Source organism: Tenacibaculum sp. DPLXC6 (assembly GCF_056815515.1).
Genome location: NZ_CP141806.1, coordinates 1,792,812 through 1,811,146 on the forward strand (window position 1 = coordinate 1,792,812; position 18,335 = coordinate 1,811,146).

The window sequence follows — 18,335 nt, forward strand, 5'->3', positions numbered from 1 at the left end:
AATGTTATTTATGAAGGTTTACAACGCTTTATTCTATTGGTTTAAAATTTCAAAGCATTTGCACTTATCATCACTGGGATAATGTCTCTGAATGATTCTAATTTATCAATAGTTTGTTGTCGTCTTCTTTTTGATGATGTAGAAGGGTCTATTTCTAAATCCATTTGCCCTCTAAAATTTACAGAGTTCCCAAAAGATTTCCCTCTAATAAATTCTAATATAGTTGGAGATAGTAAGTTGTCAAAACTTACTGAAGTTACCGAATCTACTCTAAACTTATCTCTTACAGATAAATTATTATAAGCCCTTGTATATTCACTCTTTGTTGCTGCTCCAATTGTTGGTGGACTTACCAAATTCCAATCAGGAAGATCTATCCCTAAATTATCATCAACAAATTTATCTCCTAGTGCCCAGCTATTAGCCCCCTTGTTATAGCTGTATTCCCATGCTTCAAATTTTATATTATCCGCATAATTATCTTTCTTAACTCTACCATCATCAGCAAATTGATCAACTCCTCTTCCTTCTTTTGGTGCTTGTTGATTGGTTGGAAACTCTCCTGAATAGTAGGTGACTGTTGCTTTTATTTTTACAACTCCTTGAGCTGATTCATCGTTTGGTCTGCTACCAACTCGTTCTTTTACTGGTCCATCAAATTTTTCATATTCACTATTATCACTTTGTGTGCCAGGTGTTAAATTTTCTGGAACACCAAAACCTCCAAATCCTTGATTAATAAGATGTAAACGCTTCCAGTGACCTCCTCCTGTAGTTAAACCTTGTTGAATAGCTTGCCAACCTGCAACGTAAGAACCTCCTGGAGGAGTACCTCCAGACCTATTAGCAGACAACATATCAGCTTCGGCTATATATGCCATATTATTTTGAGGAGTATAGTTATAAACTGGATTTCTGGGTAAGAATCTTCTAAAGTCTGATCTAATTTCAGACATCATTTCACTTAGCTCTCTCATTTTACTATTTAAATTAGTAACAAGCCCTTCAGTGTCTGCAGCATTATTTGCCATTGTCTTAATTTCTGTAGCAAGTCTTCTAGCATCTTGCACTAATCTATCGGACTGATCGACTTCGTCAGAATTTAAATACTTAAAAATATCCTTTGGAGTACTATGTATCATTAAATCTACAGCCTCTCCTTCTACAGCAAACTTAAGAGTATGATTATCTCCATCAGTTTCAGTAAATGGAACTGCTATCTGTGATAAATTTTCAAGATTATTCTCATCTGTTGCTTCTTCAACCTCAGTTTCTTTCTTAAGATTTCCTCCTTCAGTTTGGTCACGCCCTCCCGTATCAATTAAATAATCCCATGTATTTTGTCCATCTATAACTTGAGCTTCTGAAATTACATCATGACTATTTTTAATAGTATTTAAAACTTCTTCTGCCTCGGCTCTAGATATCTTTCCTTCTTCATCTGCTGCTCTTCTAGAATTCCTTTGTAATTCTTCTTTTGCAGCATCAATTAAACGTTGTCTTTCAGCCTCACTCATTAACGGTATTTGTAATAAATGTCTTCCATTATTTTCTTCTCCATGTTCTACATAAATAGCTACTCTTTCAGCTTCTTCGTTTCTGGTTTGAATTTTACGAATTCCATACCTACGCTTTACTAAGCTAATTTTATCTTCCACAACCCCAATAGTAGCTTTCGGATTTGCATTTTCCATTTGAGACAACTCATCTAAAGCACGCATATATTTTTGCTCTTCTGAAAGATTGCTTAAATCTTCTTCTCTTCTCCCTGGTGGTAACCCTTCTGCTTCTCCTGTAATTTCTGGATTCTCATTTTGATTTCCATTAACATTTTCTCCTTGCCACTCTCCATCAGGACTGGACTCGCTATCTCCCATAGTTCTAGGAGGAGGGTCTGCCATCACATCAGCTGTAAACTTATCTGGGTCAAACTCGACAGGAGACATGGTTAATTCTGGTGGTTCTTCTCCTCCAACTAACCAATCTACATCTGCACCTATTCCTAAACTATCTCCAATTGGATATTGTACTTCTCCTAACGGAAACTCTTCTCTTCCGTCTGGTGCTGGTGACCACCACGGACTGTCTAATTCATAAAATAACGCTCCTGATAATTGTAAAAACAATTGAGCTGCAGCTTCAAAGTGTCCTTTTAATCTTGATTCTCCAATTTTTCCTCCTTCTGGTGAGTGTTCTTCTTTATACTCAAAAGTTGGTGTAGCTTCTGCATATGCTCTCAACCCAGCAGCTGCAGTAACATTAACTCCTGCTTTTACATCATGTCCTATTAAAGTAACACCTACTCCTGCTTCGGCTTCTAACCCTAGTACCGCAAAAGCATTAATTCCTAAAGTTCCTGTAATACTAAAATTCTGTAAAACAGATGGATCTGTAGAATAGGTTCCTGTAAAACCTACATCTTTTAAAACCAAAGGTCCAAAACCTGCGTTGGCAAACATACCAATACTTGCGAATAAGAATACTTGTCCTACCAATGGAATACCATATCCCGCTCGTATTTCTACTTCAAAAATATCCACCTTTTTTCCTCGTTGCTCCATCAACTCAATATCTTCTGTTACAACGACCTCACCAACAATAGTTACATGACCTAGGTGGTCAATTCCTATTTTAGCTGTCCCCTCTAACCAAGGTGTAATGGTAGCCTGTACTTCTCCCCAACCTGCCAATACTTGGTTATCTTTTGTTTTTGGAACGGGTGCTTGTTCTTGAGCAGGAGCTTCAGCTTCTTGATCCATACTTTCTACCCCTAATGCAGCATGCATCATTTGACGAGAACGTGTTGCATCAGTAACTAATAAGGTTATTTCTCCAGAGAATTTTTCTGAATTCATTCTACCTGTACCCTGAATAGTTACTGCACCATCGTCGTACTCAACGGTTAACGATGCACTTATATTAGCAATATCAGCAGCAATATTTGCTTGTCCACTTAATTTTCCGTCAGCACCTCTGGCAACGTTAAACTCTCCTGAAGCCAACCCTGCAATATCAACAGTAGAATTGAGTTCAAAACTAAAGTTTGAATCTGTAATACCTAAACTACCTGTAGCTTCTATATAACCATCTATATTTGCTGATAGATTATTAGCTCTAAAATTTAACCCTCCGTTTTCAAACCTATTTTCTAAGCCTTCTGCAACTTCAATAGGACTCAAACCTAAGAAGCTCATTGCCTCAAGGTTTTCATTAATTTTATGAATAATTCCTAGTGCATCTCTAGTAAAAACGTCCTCTCCTGTTCGAATACTTAAAAAACCTGTAGTGTTTTGTTCTTCTCCAAAACTATTTAATACTAATACAGGAAATACACCAGCATCTCTCAAAGGATTTAAAAATGACATTCCACGGACATCTAAATGTTTATTTCCTCCATTTCTTGAAAGCTCAAATTTTTGAGTTTGCCCTTCTGCTGGTCTTCCTAATTTTCGAATTTTAATTGTTCCTTCGAATTGTGCCCCTATTTTAACATTTACATCAAAGTTAGTTGTTCTTGATTCTTGCTCGATATAAGCTAACCAATCATCAGATAACTGCAATCCGTTTGTGATATCTAGTACTTCTGTGGGAGCTACTAGAGTTACACCACCTGTTTCTCCTTCTGATTTTTGAACGTTATTAGAAGCTGGTGAGGCTCCTTGTTGTACAGTATGAGTTAACTCATGTGCTAATAAATGTTTTCCTGACTCTGATGTTGGATTGTATTTCCCTTCGTTAAAATAAATATCATTCCCGTTAGTAAAAGCTTGGGAACCTAGTTCTTTATTCATTTGAACTGCATTGCTATCGTTATGAACACGCACGCCACTAAAATCAGCTCCAAAACCTGATTCCATTTCATTTTTAGTACCACTTGGTAATGAGTTTCCTCTACCTTTTGAACTACTGAGATTGCTTTCTAATGAAGAATTATCATCGCCTCCTGACATTTGTAACTGCTGAATTTCTTCCTCCTCTTTTTCCTGAATTTCTTCCTCTTCTTTTTGTTGTAATTCTTCTTCTTCTTTTTGTTGTAATTCTTCTTCTTGCTTTTGAAGATTATTATCTGATTTTAATTGAACTACAGGGCTTATGGAATCAACTAACGGTTTTTGCTGAATTTCTTGCCCGTTTGATTCTTTTTTTTGAACCTCTTCTTCGTTTTTCTTTTGAACTGTTGGTGCGAAAAAAGAGTTTGGAGTTTGTTTTCCCTTAGCTACTATTTCGTCAGCAGCTTTATCTGCCTCAACCTCATATTTATCACCTGGTTTCCCAACATTTAATTTAGGTTGAATAAAGCTTCCTCCTCCACTTGGCTTTGAAGAAGTTGGCTTTGTTGTATGCTGGATTTTTGGTGAAAACATATTTTATCTAGTTTGTATCTTTAAATTTTTAGGTAATATTATTTTTTATGTCCTTACACTTACATCCCCCTGTAAAACACAATGTGGATTAGTATTAGGGACATGAAATGTAATATAGTAAGTCCCATCTGGCAAACTACTCCAATTCGCTGTGTTTGGTCGAGTTACAGAGAATGTTTTTTCATCATAACTAGAATCATATAGCATTCCTTTCTCATGTAAGACAACCCAGTAATTTGCTGATCCACAATTACCTGTACCTCTATCCCATTGTGCATTACTTGTCAAAGTCACACTACCATTTGACACTTGAAATTCTCGCGACTTTAAATATCTATGTCTAATAGATATAGTACTGTCAAACCCTCCTGATCCTTCTGATTGCTTCTGTATTGTTTTTGTTTGCTGAATGGTATGTGTTAATTCGTGCGCCAAAAGATGTTTTCCTTCTTTGGAGTTTGGATTGTATTTTCCTTCATTAAAATAGATATCGTTTCCATGCGTAAATGCCTGTGCTCCTATTTCTCGACTCATTTGTGCTGCTTCTGAATCGTTGTGAATGTTTACATGGCTAAAATCAGCTCCAAAACCTGACTCCATTTCACTTCTGGTTTGTCCATCCATTTTTTGGCCTCCTTTTCCTCCTCTTAATTTACCTTCAAATGAAGTAGAATTATTTGTTGAACTGCTATTTTCTGATTTTGATTGTACTGCTTCCTCTTCTTCTTGTTTTTGTACTTGTTCTTCCTTTTCACAATCATCGCACTTAGATTGTACTGTTTCTTCCTCTTCTTTACTTTGTACCGCTTCTTCTTCCTCCATCTTTTGAACAGGTTGCTCATCTTCAGTAGTTTCCTTTTTTTGTACTAACGGTGTTACTTCAGAAGCCAGTGGTTTTTGCTGAATTTCTTCTTCATTTTCTTTTTTTTGTATTGAATTAGCTTCATTATTATTTCCTACAACTTTATCAGCCATTTTATCTGCTTCAACTTCATATTGATCTCCTTTTTTTCCAAACGCTAGCTTTGGTTGAATAAACAAATCCTTTTTTTTATCCTTTGCTTGAACGTTATTAGCTTCTGGTTTTTTATCTCTTTTAAACATGACTTTTAAAGTTTTAGTTATATTTTACCAATTCGTAAAGATTAATTCCTTCCTCCAAGGAAGTTTACATAAGCTTAAATTCCATGGTAATTTGGTATCTAATAAGATATCTTGTGTTTTTCTTTCAACTGTTAGAGTAGGATTGTCTTTAGTTAAATCTAGTTTTCCTTCTCTTTGTAAATACTCATTACGCAATAGGTCATTTGAAGAGTTTTTTAAAATTGACCAATTTTGAAGTACTGCTCTTAACAATTCTTCTGACTTTTCTTTAAGCTCATCACTCAATACTATATTTCTTTCAATAGAACTTTGTATTGGTAGATTGCACAAAAACTTTTCGAAAATTAAATTGTTTTCAAACTGTTGTTCTTTTTTAGTTGCTACATAGTGCAGTAAGTGAACTGCTTCATTAGGTTTGATAATTTTATTCTCTTTATCTAAAAAACCACATGAATTGAAAAACTGCTTTAAAAAGGGGTGTAATAAAATTAATCCAGCGTTTCTTATAAGATGTGATTTAGGCTCACTTGTAACTTCTTTTTTACTTGAAAAAGTGTTTTTTAACGCTTCTTGATGTCTCCTTTTATATTCAGCTCTCTTTTGGTCGTCAGTAATTTTCTCCGTTTTCAAGTTTACTCCTTTATCTTCATAAGGATTCTTACTTTTCGCTTGCATTTTTATTCTTAATTCTTCTTTTACTTCTTTACTTTTTTCTTTTGATGACGTTTTCTTCTTCTTTAAGACTTCTTTTTTGTTTTGATTATCTACTTTTTCAGGAGTTTTTTGTGAATTAGATTTACTTGATTCATTCTTTGAAAGAGTTAATTCTTCTGCTTTATTTTGATTTTTTTTGACTCCTACTTTATCTAGTTTATCAATACTTACATCTGATTTTTTTTCTTCTTTTTTACCTATAAACTCTGTATTGACAACCTCAATGCTACTCCCTTCTTTTTTCTTTTTAAACTCCTTCTGTTCTTTACTATTAAACTGACTTCTAAATATTCTTTCTTGAGAAATTAGCTCTTGTAAAAATTGAGTTAGATTTTTTGAAGAATTAAAAGCCTTTGTTCTTTTACATATCTCTATTTCTTCTTGAACTTCATTTACTATTCTTGAAAAATTATTATTAATTGTTGCTTTGATGAAAAACTTCCACACTTTATTCCTTATGGAGTAGCTCTTAAAATCAAATTTTTTGATAGTTGATAGAAAAGCCTCATACCCCATTGGTTTATTAAAAACTCCTAGGAATAATATTTGCAATTCTTCAGTCTTAAACTGTTGAATTAATCTATTCTGTTGAACTGGATCTCTTAATGATTTAAAAAAACATTCTTCAAAAAATTGACTTTCTGTTATTTCAAACAACATCTTTTTTGTAAAATTTTCCTCTTCCTTTTGATTCCACCAAGCTGTTGTTCCGTGTTGCAAAAAGTGAAAAAAAGTATCTAATTTAGATTCTGATGTAGTAACCTTTTTTATAGCTACCTTATGTAGTTCTGGGGCTTTGAAAATTGCTTTTAACTTTGTTATAAGTTGTTCTTTTATTTCTCTCTTTGTACTGTTATCATTTATAGACTTATTGTTAGTTGATATATCTACTTCAATATTTAAGTTTTCTATTTGCTGAATGTATGCTTCATATTCGATTTCTTGAGAGTTAAAATATTTTTCTATTTCTGGAAATACTTCTTCCTGTAAAAAGTCTTCGATAGTATTTTTATACTCTTCTGCTACTTTTTTACTTTTCGTATTTACCTCAACAAATACTTTTTGAATGGTATGTTCTTTAGCAACCATTATAAGTTTTGTATTAAGTTTTCATTAATAAACTTAGAAATATATTCTGCTTGAATTTCAGTTGTGAACTCCTTTAAAAATTGTAAAAAAGCTTCATTTGCTACTTTTATTTGATTTTCTTTAAAAGAAATAAAAGCACTATCTATAACTTGTAACAATTCTAAAATAACTCCTTGATTTTCATCCAACTCTAAAACAGTTTGGTCTTGACAATGAAGAATATTTAAAAACAACCTTACTTCTGCCCTAAAATACCTTGTAAGTAATGTTCTGTTTTCAATATCTTCAATAAGTAATTTTGACGTATTGATAAGTAACTTAGAAAACATTCCTCTTAATTGATTGTTGTTTTCTCCTGTTAAATAAGAATTACTTTCATCGGTTATAATTGCTGTATAAGCATCATTTGTAGGAACTACTACTACCATGTTAACATTAGTTCCACTTCCTCCATCATTTATGCTAAACTTATTTAACTTATAATAGTTTTCAACTTCTGTTCTTATTATTTCCTCACAGGTTTTATCTTGTATTTTTCCTATTTCTACAACTTCTGTTGATGTGTTCTCTCCACACTTACTTGCTACCGTTAAAGAGACTTTTACTAAATCTCCATCAAAATTGCTCAGGTCTTCTGTTATTGTTGTTCTATTTATTTGAGGTTCTCTTTCAACTCCATTAATTACCCAAACATACTTGTCTCCTTTTTCTGAAGTATTTGTTAATGATAATATTCTAGTTTCTGGATCAAAACTATGAGTAAAGCTTGCTTGTGGTGTTGCTGTTAAATTAATAGTCTGTGTAACAAAAGCTCCTACTAGACTTATACTTACAGTACCTGAATCTGTTAATCCTGAGTTTGCTGGTACAAACTCCCATAATTTTATTTCTTCATTAAACTTTACATTTCCTCCTGTAAGTTGTACCCCTTCAAATTGTGGTCTTACTACAACAGAATAAGACTCTTTATCACTTAAACAAAAAGTGGTGTTTGGTAAGCTTATTGTAAACTCTGGGAAGGCTATATTCTTTGTAAAATCTGCTTTAGAAAAACATCCGTTGCCATCAGTAATCATTAATTTTATTGTGTAAGAGTTTCCTACACCTTCTTTTACTAATAACTGAGGATTAAACAACTCTGTCTCCGACTCAATGCTATTTACACTCCAATTAAACTTTAATCCTTCCGGCTTTACACCTTCTGGAAGTATTGCTTCAAAAGCTGCTTCGTAAAATAACTGTCCGTCTTTCCATATAAATCTTGATTCGCTTCGTTCTGAAATGCTTATTTGTTTAACTTCATGAATTGTTATTCTTGCATTTGTTGTTTGCCCGTCTTCTAAAAACTCAATGGTTTGATCGTAGCTTTTAAAAGTCGCTACATCAATTACCAATTCATTACTTTCAATGGTTACTCCTTCAATAGCAACTCCTGCTATGGTTATAGTTCCGTTTACATTGGTAAATGGGATTCTTGCTGTTTTTTCTTCAGTAAAATCGATACAGTATGACGATTCAATAGCCAACTCTGATGGCGTTAAGGTGTCAAACTTTATTGGACTTATAGAAATTTCTTTCGAGCATGGTCCTAATGAAATTTCTAATGCTGGGTTTATTTCATTATTTATATCATCAATTGGTAATGTATAGTTATGGAAAACTTTGTTGTTTATTGGTGTATGTTCTACTCTATTACCATCTCCCATAAAGTCCCAAGAATACTTGATGTTATTAAAGAAATCAGCTTCAACAAAATCAGCATCTTTCCAATGTAATACATAAGTTACCCTAGCTTTAGATTTATCTTCATTATATTCAATAGGTTGTTCTACTTCAACCAACAACTCTAATGCTGGATATACGATAAGTTCACAATCGGTAGGTTCATCGTTTACTGTAAACTTCATTGGTTTACCTAATAAACTTTTATCTGTTTTAGTTACATCAATTTTCCATTTTTCATCTTCTGGATCTTTAAATACTCCTGATATTACTCCTTCTGGAGCAATTGCTTTTACTTCTCCATCCACAGGTCTTACAGTAAAAATTAAAGGTTCAATTACAGTATCTTTTTTCAAACAGATAGTACTTACTGGTAAACTTAAAAATGGTGGCTCTTTAGGAATGATGAAGTTCACTGGTGCACAGTCTGAACAACACATATATGGCAAAGAAAAATCTGCTACCACGGTGTTTTTTAATGTTTCGTTTTCACTGATCACTTCATTTTCGTCGAAATACAAACGTTTGGTAGTTTCTAAAACAACAGGATTGTATACCTGAAAGAAGTATTCTCCTTTCGGTACTAAGTGATCTTTAATCGTAATACGCATTCCAACGGATCCATCTTTGTACATTTTGGTTTCTTCAGCCTTAAGAACTTTAGATACTCCCGCTCTAAACCAAGTTCTATTTAAGAATGCTGTAAAATTATTTACTGTTTCTGCTAATGTTTTTCCAACCAATACAACATCTTGTTCAAAAAACAGCCTGTCTTTTAGGTTAAAATAACTTCCATCTACAAATGAAAAATTAATACTAGAGCTTGTATCCCATAATTTGATTACTCCTCCATTTTTGTACAACACTTCTTTTTCCAAAAAAGTTTCTTTAGAAGCTAAGAACCCGTCTTTTATAAATCCGATATCCGATAATATCGGTTGATTTTTAAATACTACATCTAATACTACATCATCAAATGTATTTTTATCAGCTGCGTTTTCGGTAACATATACCATTACAAAAGTTCCTCCCGGAACAACCCCTGCTTTATGTTCAAGTCCTGGGTGTTGTTTTACAAATTCTGAAAGCTGTATTCTTTCTAAAATCTTTTTCTTTCTTTTATCTATTTCTGCAAGTAGTGTTTCTAACTTTTTTCCTGAACAACAAACAATTGACAACTGGTTAATTAATAGACCTAGAATTTGCTTGGTTGATAGTTCTAATGAAGTACTGTTATACTTTGCTTGTAGTTTTTTTACTCTTTTACACAACTCTGCTATCGTTAGTTTATAACTTGTTAGCACAAGACTATCTATATCTCTTATATTTAATGGGATTTTTGTATCTAAAATATAGGTATGAACTAAGGTTTCTGTAAGATCTGTTAAAATAAAATCGCTAAGTGTTGGTTCTTCTTTCCAAACTTCTTTTTCTTTTAAAACTTCAGTTTCTTTATTTAATTCAACGATAATGTCGCTGGCTGATCCGTATTTGTTTTCATCGATTACTCGGTCTATCAAAAACCCTATTGAGTCTTCCTCTTTTGTTAAACTATCTTTTACAATGTTTTCTTCCTCTAAAAACTTATTATATTCTTTGGTTCCGATATCATACTTATACGCAAAATCTTCCTTAACACTTGCCTCTTTAGAAAGTAAATCCATTCTACTGATATACTCTTTTACTAATGGAATTTCTTCTTTTATGGGTTCTTTTTCTAAAACACTTATTTTGTCTTTATAGTTGACCACGTTATCTACTACTGTGTTAGTTTTTGGATCGGTTAATTTAAAGGCTGAAAATGTTTTACTTACTTCTGATAAAATGCAATTCTGTTCTGCTCTCCATGCATTCAACAACATTTTTAAATCTTCAAACTCACACTCGTAATTATTTATATTAATAGTTTGTTCTGTAGCGTTAATGGAAAGTATTTTCACATCAAAACTCAATCCGTTATCTTTTTTAAGTTTTAAGATTTTTGCTAAGGCATCTCTGTACATTTTACCTTGATGTCCTTCTATTCTATAAAAATCATTTTTATCAATGTTATATGATAGTGGTTTTTGAATTGCTGCTGAATTTTTAAGGTTTTCTTTATGATAGCTTAAGTTTTGATTTGCTCTATAGTTTTTTGTTTTGTTAAAGTCCCATCTCTTTAAAAACTGTGAAGAAACATTATAATAAAAAGGAACAGCTTTTTCACTTAATGTGGTATGTGCTTGCGATGGGGTTATTACCACATCTTTTGATTTTGATTTTCCTATATAATTACTCGAAATGGCAATTGCTCTATCAATTAACAACTGTATTTTTTGAAGGTTTTCATTTTCATGACCTACAATAGTTGATTTATAAAATCGGTGGCGTAATTCTGGGTATTCTGTTTCTTTTTTCAACTTTCCTAACATTATATGCTTTGGAAAGGCTCCAATATTTGGACAACAGTTTACATTGATGTGTAATAGTAGTTCTTTAATTTCATTATACGTATCTACCAAGTCTTTGATAACGTCGTATCTGTATTGAAAATCTAGTGGAACAGCTAAAGAACTAAAACTAAATAATGATTTTATTTTAGTGGCTATTGATGGTTTTTGAAATTTTGAGAATATTGTATCAAAGCCTTCAATTAAATCTACACTAATACTTGTATCTTTAACAACACTATCAAACTGTGCTTTTAACTCTGTAAATGTTTGCGTGTTATTTTCATTCAACACAACTCTTTTTGCTTCTACAACAGGTAACTCATCATTAATTTTATACCAATTGTGCTTTAAAAATATAGAGTCTTTTGTAACAATAGCCTCTAAATCTTCAATACTCACAAGTAATACTCGTAGCTTATTAATTTGTTCGATACCTTGATTATCGCATGTCAACTTATTACACAGCACATCTTCATTCGAATACTGCTCTAAGTATAACAAAACAGCCATTTTTTGTATCTCTGGAAATTCAACTAAATTAGTGTACGACTCATCATCCTCTGTATGTAATTCCCATAAGTTGTACTGTTTATCTTGAGAATCTTTAAAACGCTCGTAATTACCATCAGTATCTTCAAACTTTTTATAAAATGAAAATGTTTTTGATTGTAAATTTTCTTCTATTAAATCAAAAAACTGAACTAAATCTCCATCGGTAGTTACTGCTGTTCCTTGAGTAATTTCAATACTCGACACCGCTGTTTTATCTATAGTAAATTTTGGAGTTACCTCAAACCCACAGGCTATTCCAACACCACTTAAACCTAGCCTTGACAAACGGTTTTGATCATCAAAGTAGTCGATAAATGTATTAAGTTGTGTTTCTGTTAACACTTGATTAGCATTAAACTTACTATATTCAGTTGTAATTTCTCTTAGTTTCAGGTTAGTCGTTTCCATACGTATTATGTTTTGGCTGTGTTAATAAATAAACACGTACTATTTTTATGAGTTTTCTTCGTTATTATTTTCTTTTTCTGATTGTATGTTTCCTATACTAGATTGGTTTAGTATAATTCTTCCATCTAATGCTTCGTCTTCTGCATTACAATCGGTTAATCTTCCTACAGGATAAATCGTGTTTAATTGCTGCATAGCATGTATTAAGCTTGGTAACTCATTATTCTCTGTAGGTTGTTCTTGTTCTAAGTTTGTTTTTGCAAACAAGTATGTTTTGTATGAGTTCTCGAACTGTAACAAATCATTTTCATTATCAGGTACAATTCCTTTTCGTTCTCCTACCCAACAAATTCTTGGTAAAACATGTGCTGGAAGTTCTTGTCGAATAACATTTTCCATATAGCGTCTAAAATCTGGGTTTGAAAAACGATAAGTATATCCTGGTAAAACGATACTTACTCTATAAGAATAAGGATCAATCGTTCCACAGTCTTCACAATCTTTTGCGCAAATAGGTAAGAAGTTTTTTGAATTGTTATTGGTAACATCTGGACGCAATAACATGTGCTCTACTAAAAACATTCCTTCTTCTGTGAAATCTTTTTTCAAAAAAGAAATTATCTCTAACAATGCTTCTTTTAAATCATTACTATCTGTATAGTATTTGTATTGTTTTGCTATAATATAATCAGAACTACTCTTCGGTTTTTCTGGATTAATAACATCAAAAGAATACTTTACTGGAATAGAAGGTTTTGAAGGTGTAGATTCATGTATTCTTATAAATCCAATTTGCATATTATTTGTAATACCCTCTTCAAAAGCTTGCTCTATATCTTTTTCTTTGGTTTGTACCATTTGTAAAACTGCAAAATATAATTCTTCAATAGCAAAGGCTTTTTTAGCATAGTTTTCAGTTGCTGACAATAGTATATTTCCATCATTGTCTTTTAACCTCCATCTATATGTATTGCTCCCTTCTGTTACTTCATAAATATCTACATTGGTTTCCGTTAAGTGTCTTCTTTTCTCATTAGCAATCCCCATTAAACGTGCTATACGTTTTTGAAATCCGGATACATTATTTGTATCCCATAGATTTTCTTGTAGTTGTTTGTAATAGTCAAAAGCTACACCTCTTTCACTACTTATTACTTTATAATCTTTTAAAAAGGCTTCTTTGTTTGATAGCACAATTTCATCAGTAGCTGTTCCGTACAACGCTTTCATAATAAATGTGTACTCTCCAAATCGTTCTGCAAAACGTGCTAGCAAATGATCTAAAATAGAGTTTCTGCGTTCTACATTATTATCGAACTGATTGAATAAAAGCTTTGTTAATTCATCATCATCTGACTGTGGATATTCACTTACGAGCTCATCAAAATCTTTAATATCTTTTACTGCTTGTGTAAAAAATGTTCGCGTTTCTTGTCCGCTAACAGACAATAATGTTTTTACTTCTGATAAGTGTTTGAAGTAGGTTGCTAAGATTTGATCGAAAAATGTTAAATACGTCTTTAGTTGTTTCGCTTTTGCTTTTCTTTCATTGGTTACATGTATCGCTAAGCCTTCTTGACCAATTCCGTAAGTATCAGGAAAATCATTTTGAATAGTAGTATACTCACCAGCTCCTATTGAACTACCTTTTGGTAATGATAAAATTTGTTCATCAGCTGTTATTTGTTGTGAAGCAATTTCATCTTCTTTTAATTGTTTTAAGTACTCATCTACTCTATCATAGTTTAAGTTAAGAGGAAGAAATCCTTTACTAAAATTAAACGTACTCTTTTTACACAATACTGGTTTTTTATCTGGATCGATACAAACTATCCATTTATTTTCTTGAACAATGTTTTCATCACAAAATCCTACAGAAATATCTTTAATTAGCTTTACTCCACCAATATTCATGATGATTTTCATCACATCTGAAAGACGTACTTCTTTTCTTAATTCTGCTTTTTTGAGTTCTTCCGTATCTATAAACCCGTTTGTTAATACCGGACCATCAAACACCTCATCGGTAGTATATCCTTTATCAAACATTTGTTGCACTGAATAAAACTGTAATGACGGTGATAAGTAATTTTCTATTTGAAATAAAATATTAGCATACACCCACTCCTCATCTGCTTCTGGCACAACATCAACATTCGCACAAATAGCAATAGGCTGTGTATCTACTTCATTTATTGCTATTAAATCTTCGCATAAATTCCTATTCTTATGATATGCTGTTTTGATATTCGGAAAAACCTGCTCTTTTGTATAACCTTCTTCTAAATCAACCAATAATGAATACAGTCCCTTTAACTTAAAGTCTTTTTGAAACTCTGGTAAAATACCTTCAAACTTTTTGTAGCTTAATTTGTTATTCTTACAATCAACAAATACTTGTTTATCATAAATTCGTAACCAACAGTTTTTTACTCCTTCTAAATCAATAAACAGTTTTCTATAATCTAACTCATTGACTGGTTTTGTTGGAAAAATTTCTGATGCTTTATAAAACTGTGCTTGTAGTGATAAGTTCGGATCTTTAGATGTTAATAAATCTTCCAGTGGTGTATTGATGCGCATCCCTAAATCGGTAATAGCATAACACAACATTTCTAAAATAGTTACTCCAGGATCGTGCGAGTTGAAGTCAGTCCATAACTTGCCTCCAAATGTTTCTAAATAAGAGATTCCTTCTTTTCTTAAAAAAGAAAAATCTAAATCGTCTTTGGTAGATATATTCTTCGGAATATTGATATGTTCGTTTATAGCTGACATGTTTGTTCTATGATTTTTTTGGTTCCTTTACAAGTGGTTAGCACTGTGCTTACGTTATGCTTCTTTGCTGATACTAATATTGATTTTGGATCACTTGGTTCTATTTTATACACATTAGCATCCTCATTCATCGTTACATTTTGCAAATAATCTACATAGGGTAGTTTTTCTAGGTAATCAATTAAGACACTTTTATGTAGCATAATTCCGAAGGTTACTTCTTTGGTTTCATCAAAAGCCCAAGGAGACAGAAACTTTGTAATGTCTGTTTTTAACTGTTCTGTATAATAATTTTCATCATACCCATCATAAAAACTTACTTCTAAACCTATGCTTACTTCTTCGTAATTAGGATTGATTACTTCTGCATTTACATGTAATGTATTTAATGCATTGATATACTGTGTTACACTATTTAAAGTGGCTTTACTTACTCGTGGTTGATAAATGTCAAATACATTTTTATTTACAGTATCTGGCACGACTACTAAAGTAACATAACCTGCTGCTGTGAAACTTGTTTGTGAGGTATGGTTTAAGCATTTTACTTTATAAATTTCTGGGAATTCTTGAAGAATTAAATGCTCGTAATCCCACAAGGTTATTACTCTGTTTTTGTGACGCAAACGCTCGCTTATTCTTCTGTAAAAATTATCGTCTGATTCTTCTGGGCTTCCTCCAAAAGAACTGTAAGGTTGTGATACTGATTTAATTTGTGGTATACGTGTAACCATTTTTTTAATGGTTCCGCTAGGTAGCCCGTTTTTTAAATGACTTACCTCATTATCATTGTTTACAAACGTAGTTTCTACTGCTTGAGCGTGAATACCAATAGCCTTGCATACTGCTTCAAATGATTTACTCATTTGTGCTTTTATCCAAGTATATCCTGATGGTAATAATGTATTATTTGAAGTAGCTTCTTTAGGTATTGAAAATTTAACTATTCCTGATTTTAAGAAGTTATCTGTGTTATTAGAAATGATATTGTTTTCTAACGTTTTCCACTTATTATTACATAATATCGACCAATTTATCTTTTCGTTTTCTCCGAAGCTTTCCACTAGTGGATTTTCACTTCCTTCTAATACTTGGATTAACAACGAAAGGTTTTGCTGAGGTTCAATGTTTTCTATTCCTAAAAACAAATGACCTCCTAAACAGTATTTTGGTACTAAAGTGGTTTGAATAGTATCCTTATCAAAAATATCCACAATTCCTTTTTCTTCTTGTAAATATTTCTTCTCTGCATAATTTTCTTCATGCTGACCGAAAGGATGCTCATGAAAAAGTTGAATACGATTTTCTTCCAAATCCATACTTTCCATTAGCATCGCTTCTTCTGCCGAATAATCTACAGAAATTGACTCAACCAAAGGAGTATAAGGCTCATTAGGAAGATTAATAAGTCTACTTCTTGAACTAACTGCTAATGCATATAATTTAGGGTATAATTCATGAAAAAATGATTGCTGTAACGATAATTGTAAAGGTCCTGCCTTGTCAATTTCATACGAACTTCCTGAATTAGTTACTGTAAAAACAGCTGTATAAAATATCTCTTCATTATCTCCGTCTTCAAAAACTTCTTTTTTAAAGAGCTCTACTATTTCCCCTATTGTTTCTTTAGTTTCCCCAGCGGCATGCAACAACCTCTTTTCCGCTTTAAAATAATTTTCATCTTGAACTAGGATAGCTCTTGAACTTATATCTTCTATAAGCTGTTCTTTATACGTATTAATTGAAGAATAACTAGACGGTTGCACATACGCTTGGTACCATTCTTTAAAATCATATGGCGTATTTTTCCAACGTAGATTTACCGTAAAATCTTTCCATTTTTTTGAGAAAGCTTCGTCGTAACTTACACTAAAATTTGACCCTTCAATAGGACGTGTTGTAAAAGGATGAAATGGTTTTTTAGTTCTTACCGTTCCATTGTCATTTTCAACCGTTGCTGACTTTACTCCTTTAACATCTGTTTTTATGGTTACTTTTTCAAGTGTATTTCCTGCTAAAAACCTGTAAAAATCATATCCTACAGCTGTTGAAACATCAAATTCAAAGCGCACTAACGGATGTGAAGTTTTATATTTTGTTAGTAAAAACTCTTCATTATACTCTACTAATGCACCTGAGTCATATCCTAAGGTAAATTTGAAACTTATTTGATTCGTAGCAACTAACGCTCCATCATTTACATTATTAATAGCAACCAGTGTTGGTTCAATCCATTTTTCTTTTCCGCTACCAAAAATTTGAACGGTTTGCAATAATTCACTTACATCAAAAGAGTTTTCTTCAAAATTGTTTTTAAATTTAATGGTTATCGTTACTGTTCTATCTCCTTCTTGCAACAATAACATTGGTGAGGCAATTGAAAATCCTACTACTGCATCTGGCAATTCAGCAGCATTTTTTCCACTCGCAGGATATCCAAAAGGATACCAATACGGCGCATCTTCAGGAAGTGGTTCTTCAAAACCATCTTTTGTGTTAGCTACTGTACTTGCTTTTATCTTTTTTAAACTTTCTGAATTGTTATTATAAATAGTTTTTATAGCTCCTACTGAGGCTTTGTTTACTATTAATTCTTCCGTTGTTTCATAAACTAACGGATTTCCAAGGCTGTCTTTTTTTGCGTCAAGTAAGGTTCCTTCTTCAATTCGTTCGTCAGTAATCTTTTTTGCTAATTCAAAAATTATATGCGCTTGATCTGAAACAGGTTCTCGCTTTTGAACTTGTAATATTTCTTTGTAATAAAAATCTAAATGACGTTTGGTTAAATTATTAAATCGTTCTTTTGAAAATTCTAATAACTCTAAGAAGCAAACAAACAAGGTTAAATGCGGACTCAACTTTCCTCCCTCCGTATATCCATTAAGAGTTGAGCTAATGTTTTCTTTTATTTTTTGATATTCTCTAGTTCCCCTAAAAGGAATATCTGCTGTGGTTAATTTTTTAAAAAAATCTTGCCAATCTCCAGATGCTACTTTATGATTTCCTGTAGGAAAGTAATTTAATTTTTCAGCAAAATTATAAGCAAACAAAATCCAATCTTCTATAGTAAAATCGTGAAGTTCGAAATTATCAGGATCTAATGCGTCAATATAACGCAGCTCTTGTCCTGTTCCGTTTCGTTGTAATATGCTAGAAATGATTTTACTCATGG

The 18,335-nt window shown here is 32.4% G+C and carries 6 protein-coding genes; all 6 read right to left on the bottom strand.

Features of this window, described 5'->3' with window-relative positions:
* Positions 1–41: 41 nt before the first annotated feature.
* Genes VCM48_RS08105 through VCM48_RS08130 form a run of 6 tightly spaced genes read right to left on the bottom strand, consistent with a single transcriptional unit; the run spans position 42 to position 18,333 of the window.
* Positions 42–4,364, bottom strand: coding sequence for an eCIS core domain-containing protein (locus VCM48_RS08105; protein WP_482270180.1), 4,323 nt, complete (start codon positions 4,362–4,364; stop codon positions 42–44).
* 45 nt (positions 4,365–4,409) lie between these two features.
* Positions 4,410–5,468: an eCIS core domain-containing protein gene (locus VCM48_RS08110; protein WP_482270181.1), complete on the bottom strand. Its 1,059-nt coding sequence runs from the start codon at positions 5,466–5,468 to the stop codon at positions 4,410–4,412.
* Positions 5,469–5,492: 24 nt separating this feature from the next.
* Positions 5,493–7,271 carry a contractile injection system tape measure protein gene (locus VCM48_RS08115; RefSeq protein ID WP_482270182.1) on the bottom strand — a complete coding sequence of 593 codons (1,779 nt, stop codon included), beginning with the start codon at positions 7,269–7,271 and terminating at the stop codon, positions 5,493–5,495.
* Positions 7,271–12,385, bottom strand: a complete 5,115-nt coding sequence (locus VCM48_RS08120) for a hypothetical protein (RefSeq protein ID WP_482270183.1) — start codon at positions 12,383–12,385, stop codon at positions 7,271–7,273. Before VCM48_RS08120 ends, VCM48_RS08115 begins: the two co-directional genes overlap by 1 nt.
* Positions 12,386–12,430: 45 nt before the next feature.
* The gene (locus VCM48_RS08125) at positions 12,431–15,163 is read right to left on the bottom strand and encodes a YegP family protein (RefSeq protein ID WP_482270184.1); all 2,733 of its coding nucleotides are present in this window, start codon (positions 15,161–15,163) and stop codon (positions 12,431–12,433) included.
* Positions 15,151–18,333 carry a baseplate J/gp47 family protein gene (locus VCM48_RS08130; RefSeq protein ID WP_482270185.1) on the bottom strand — a complete coding sequence of 1,061 codons (3,183 nt, stop codon included), beginning with the start codon at positions 18,331–18,333 and terminating at the stop codon, positions 15,151–15,153. Before VCM48_RS08130 ends, VCM48_RS08125 begins: the two co-directional genes overlap by 13 nt.
* Positions 18,334–18,335: the final 2 nt, after the last annotated feature.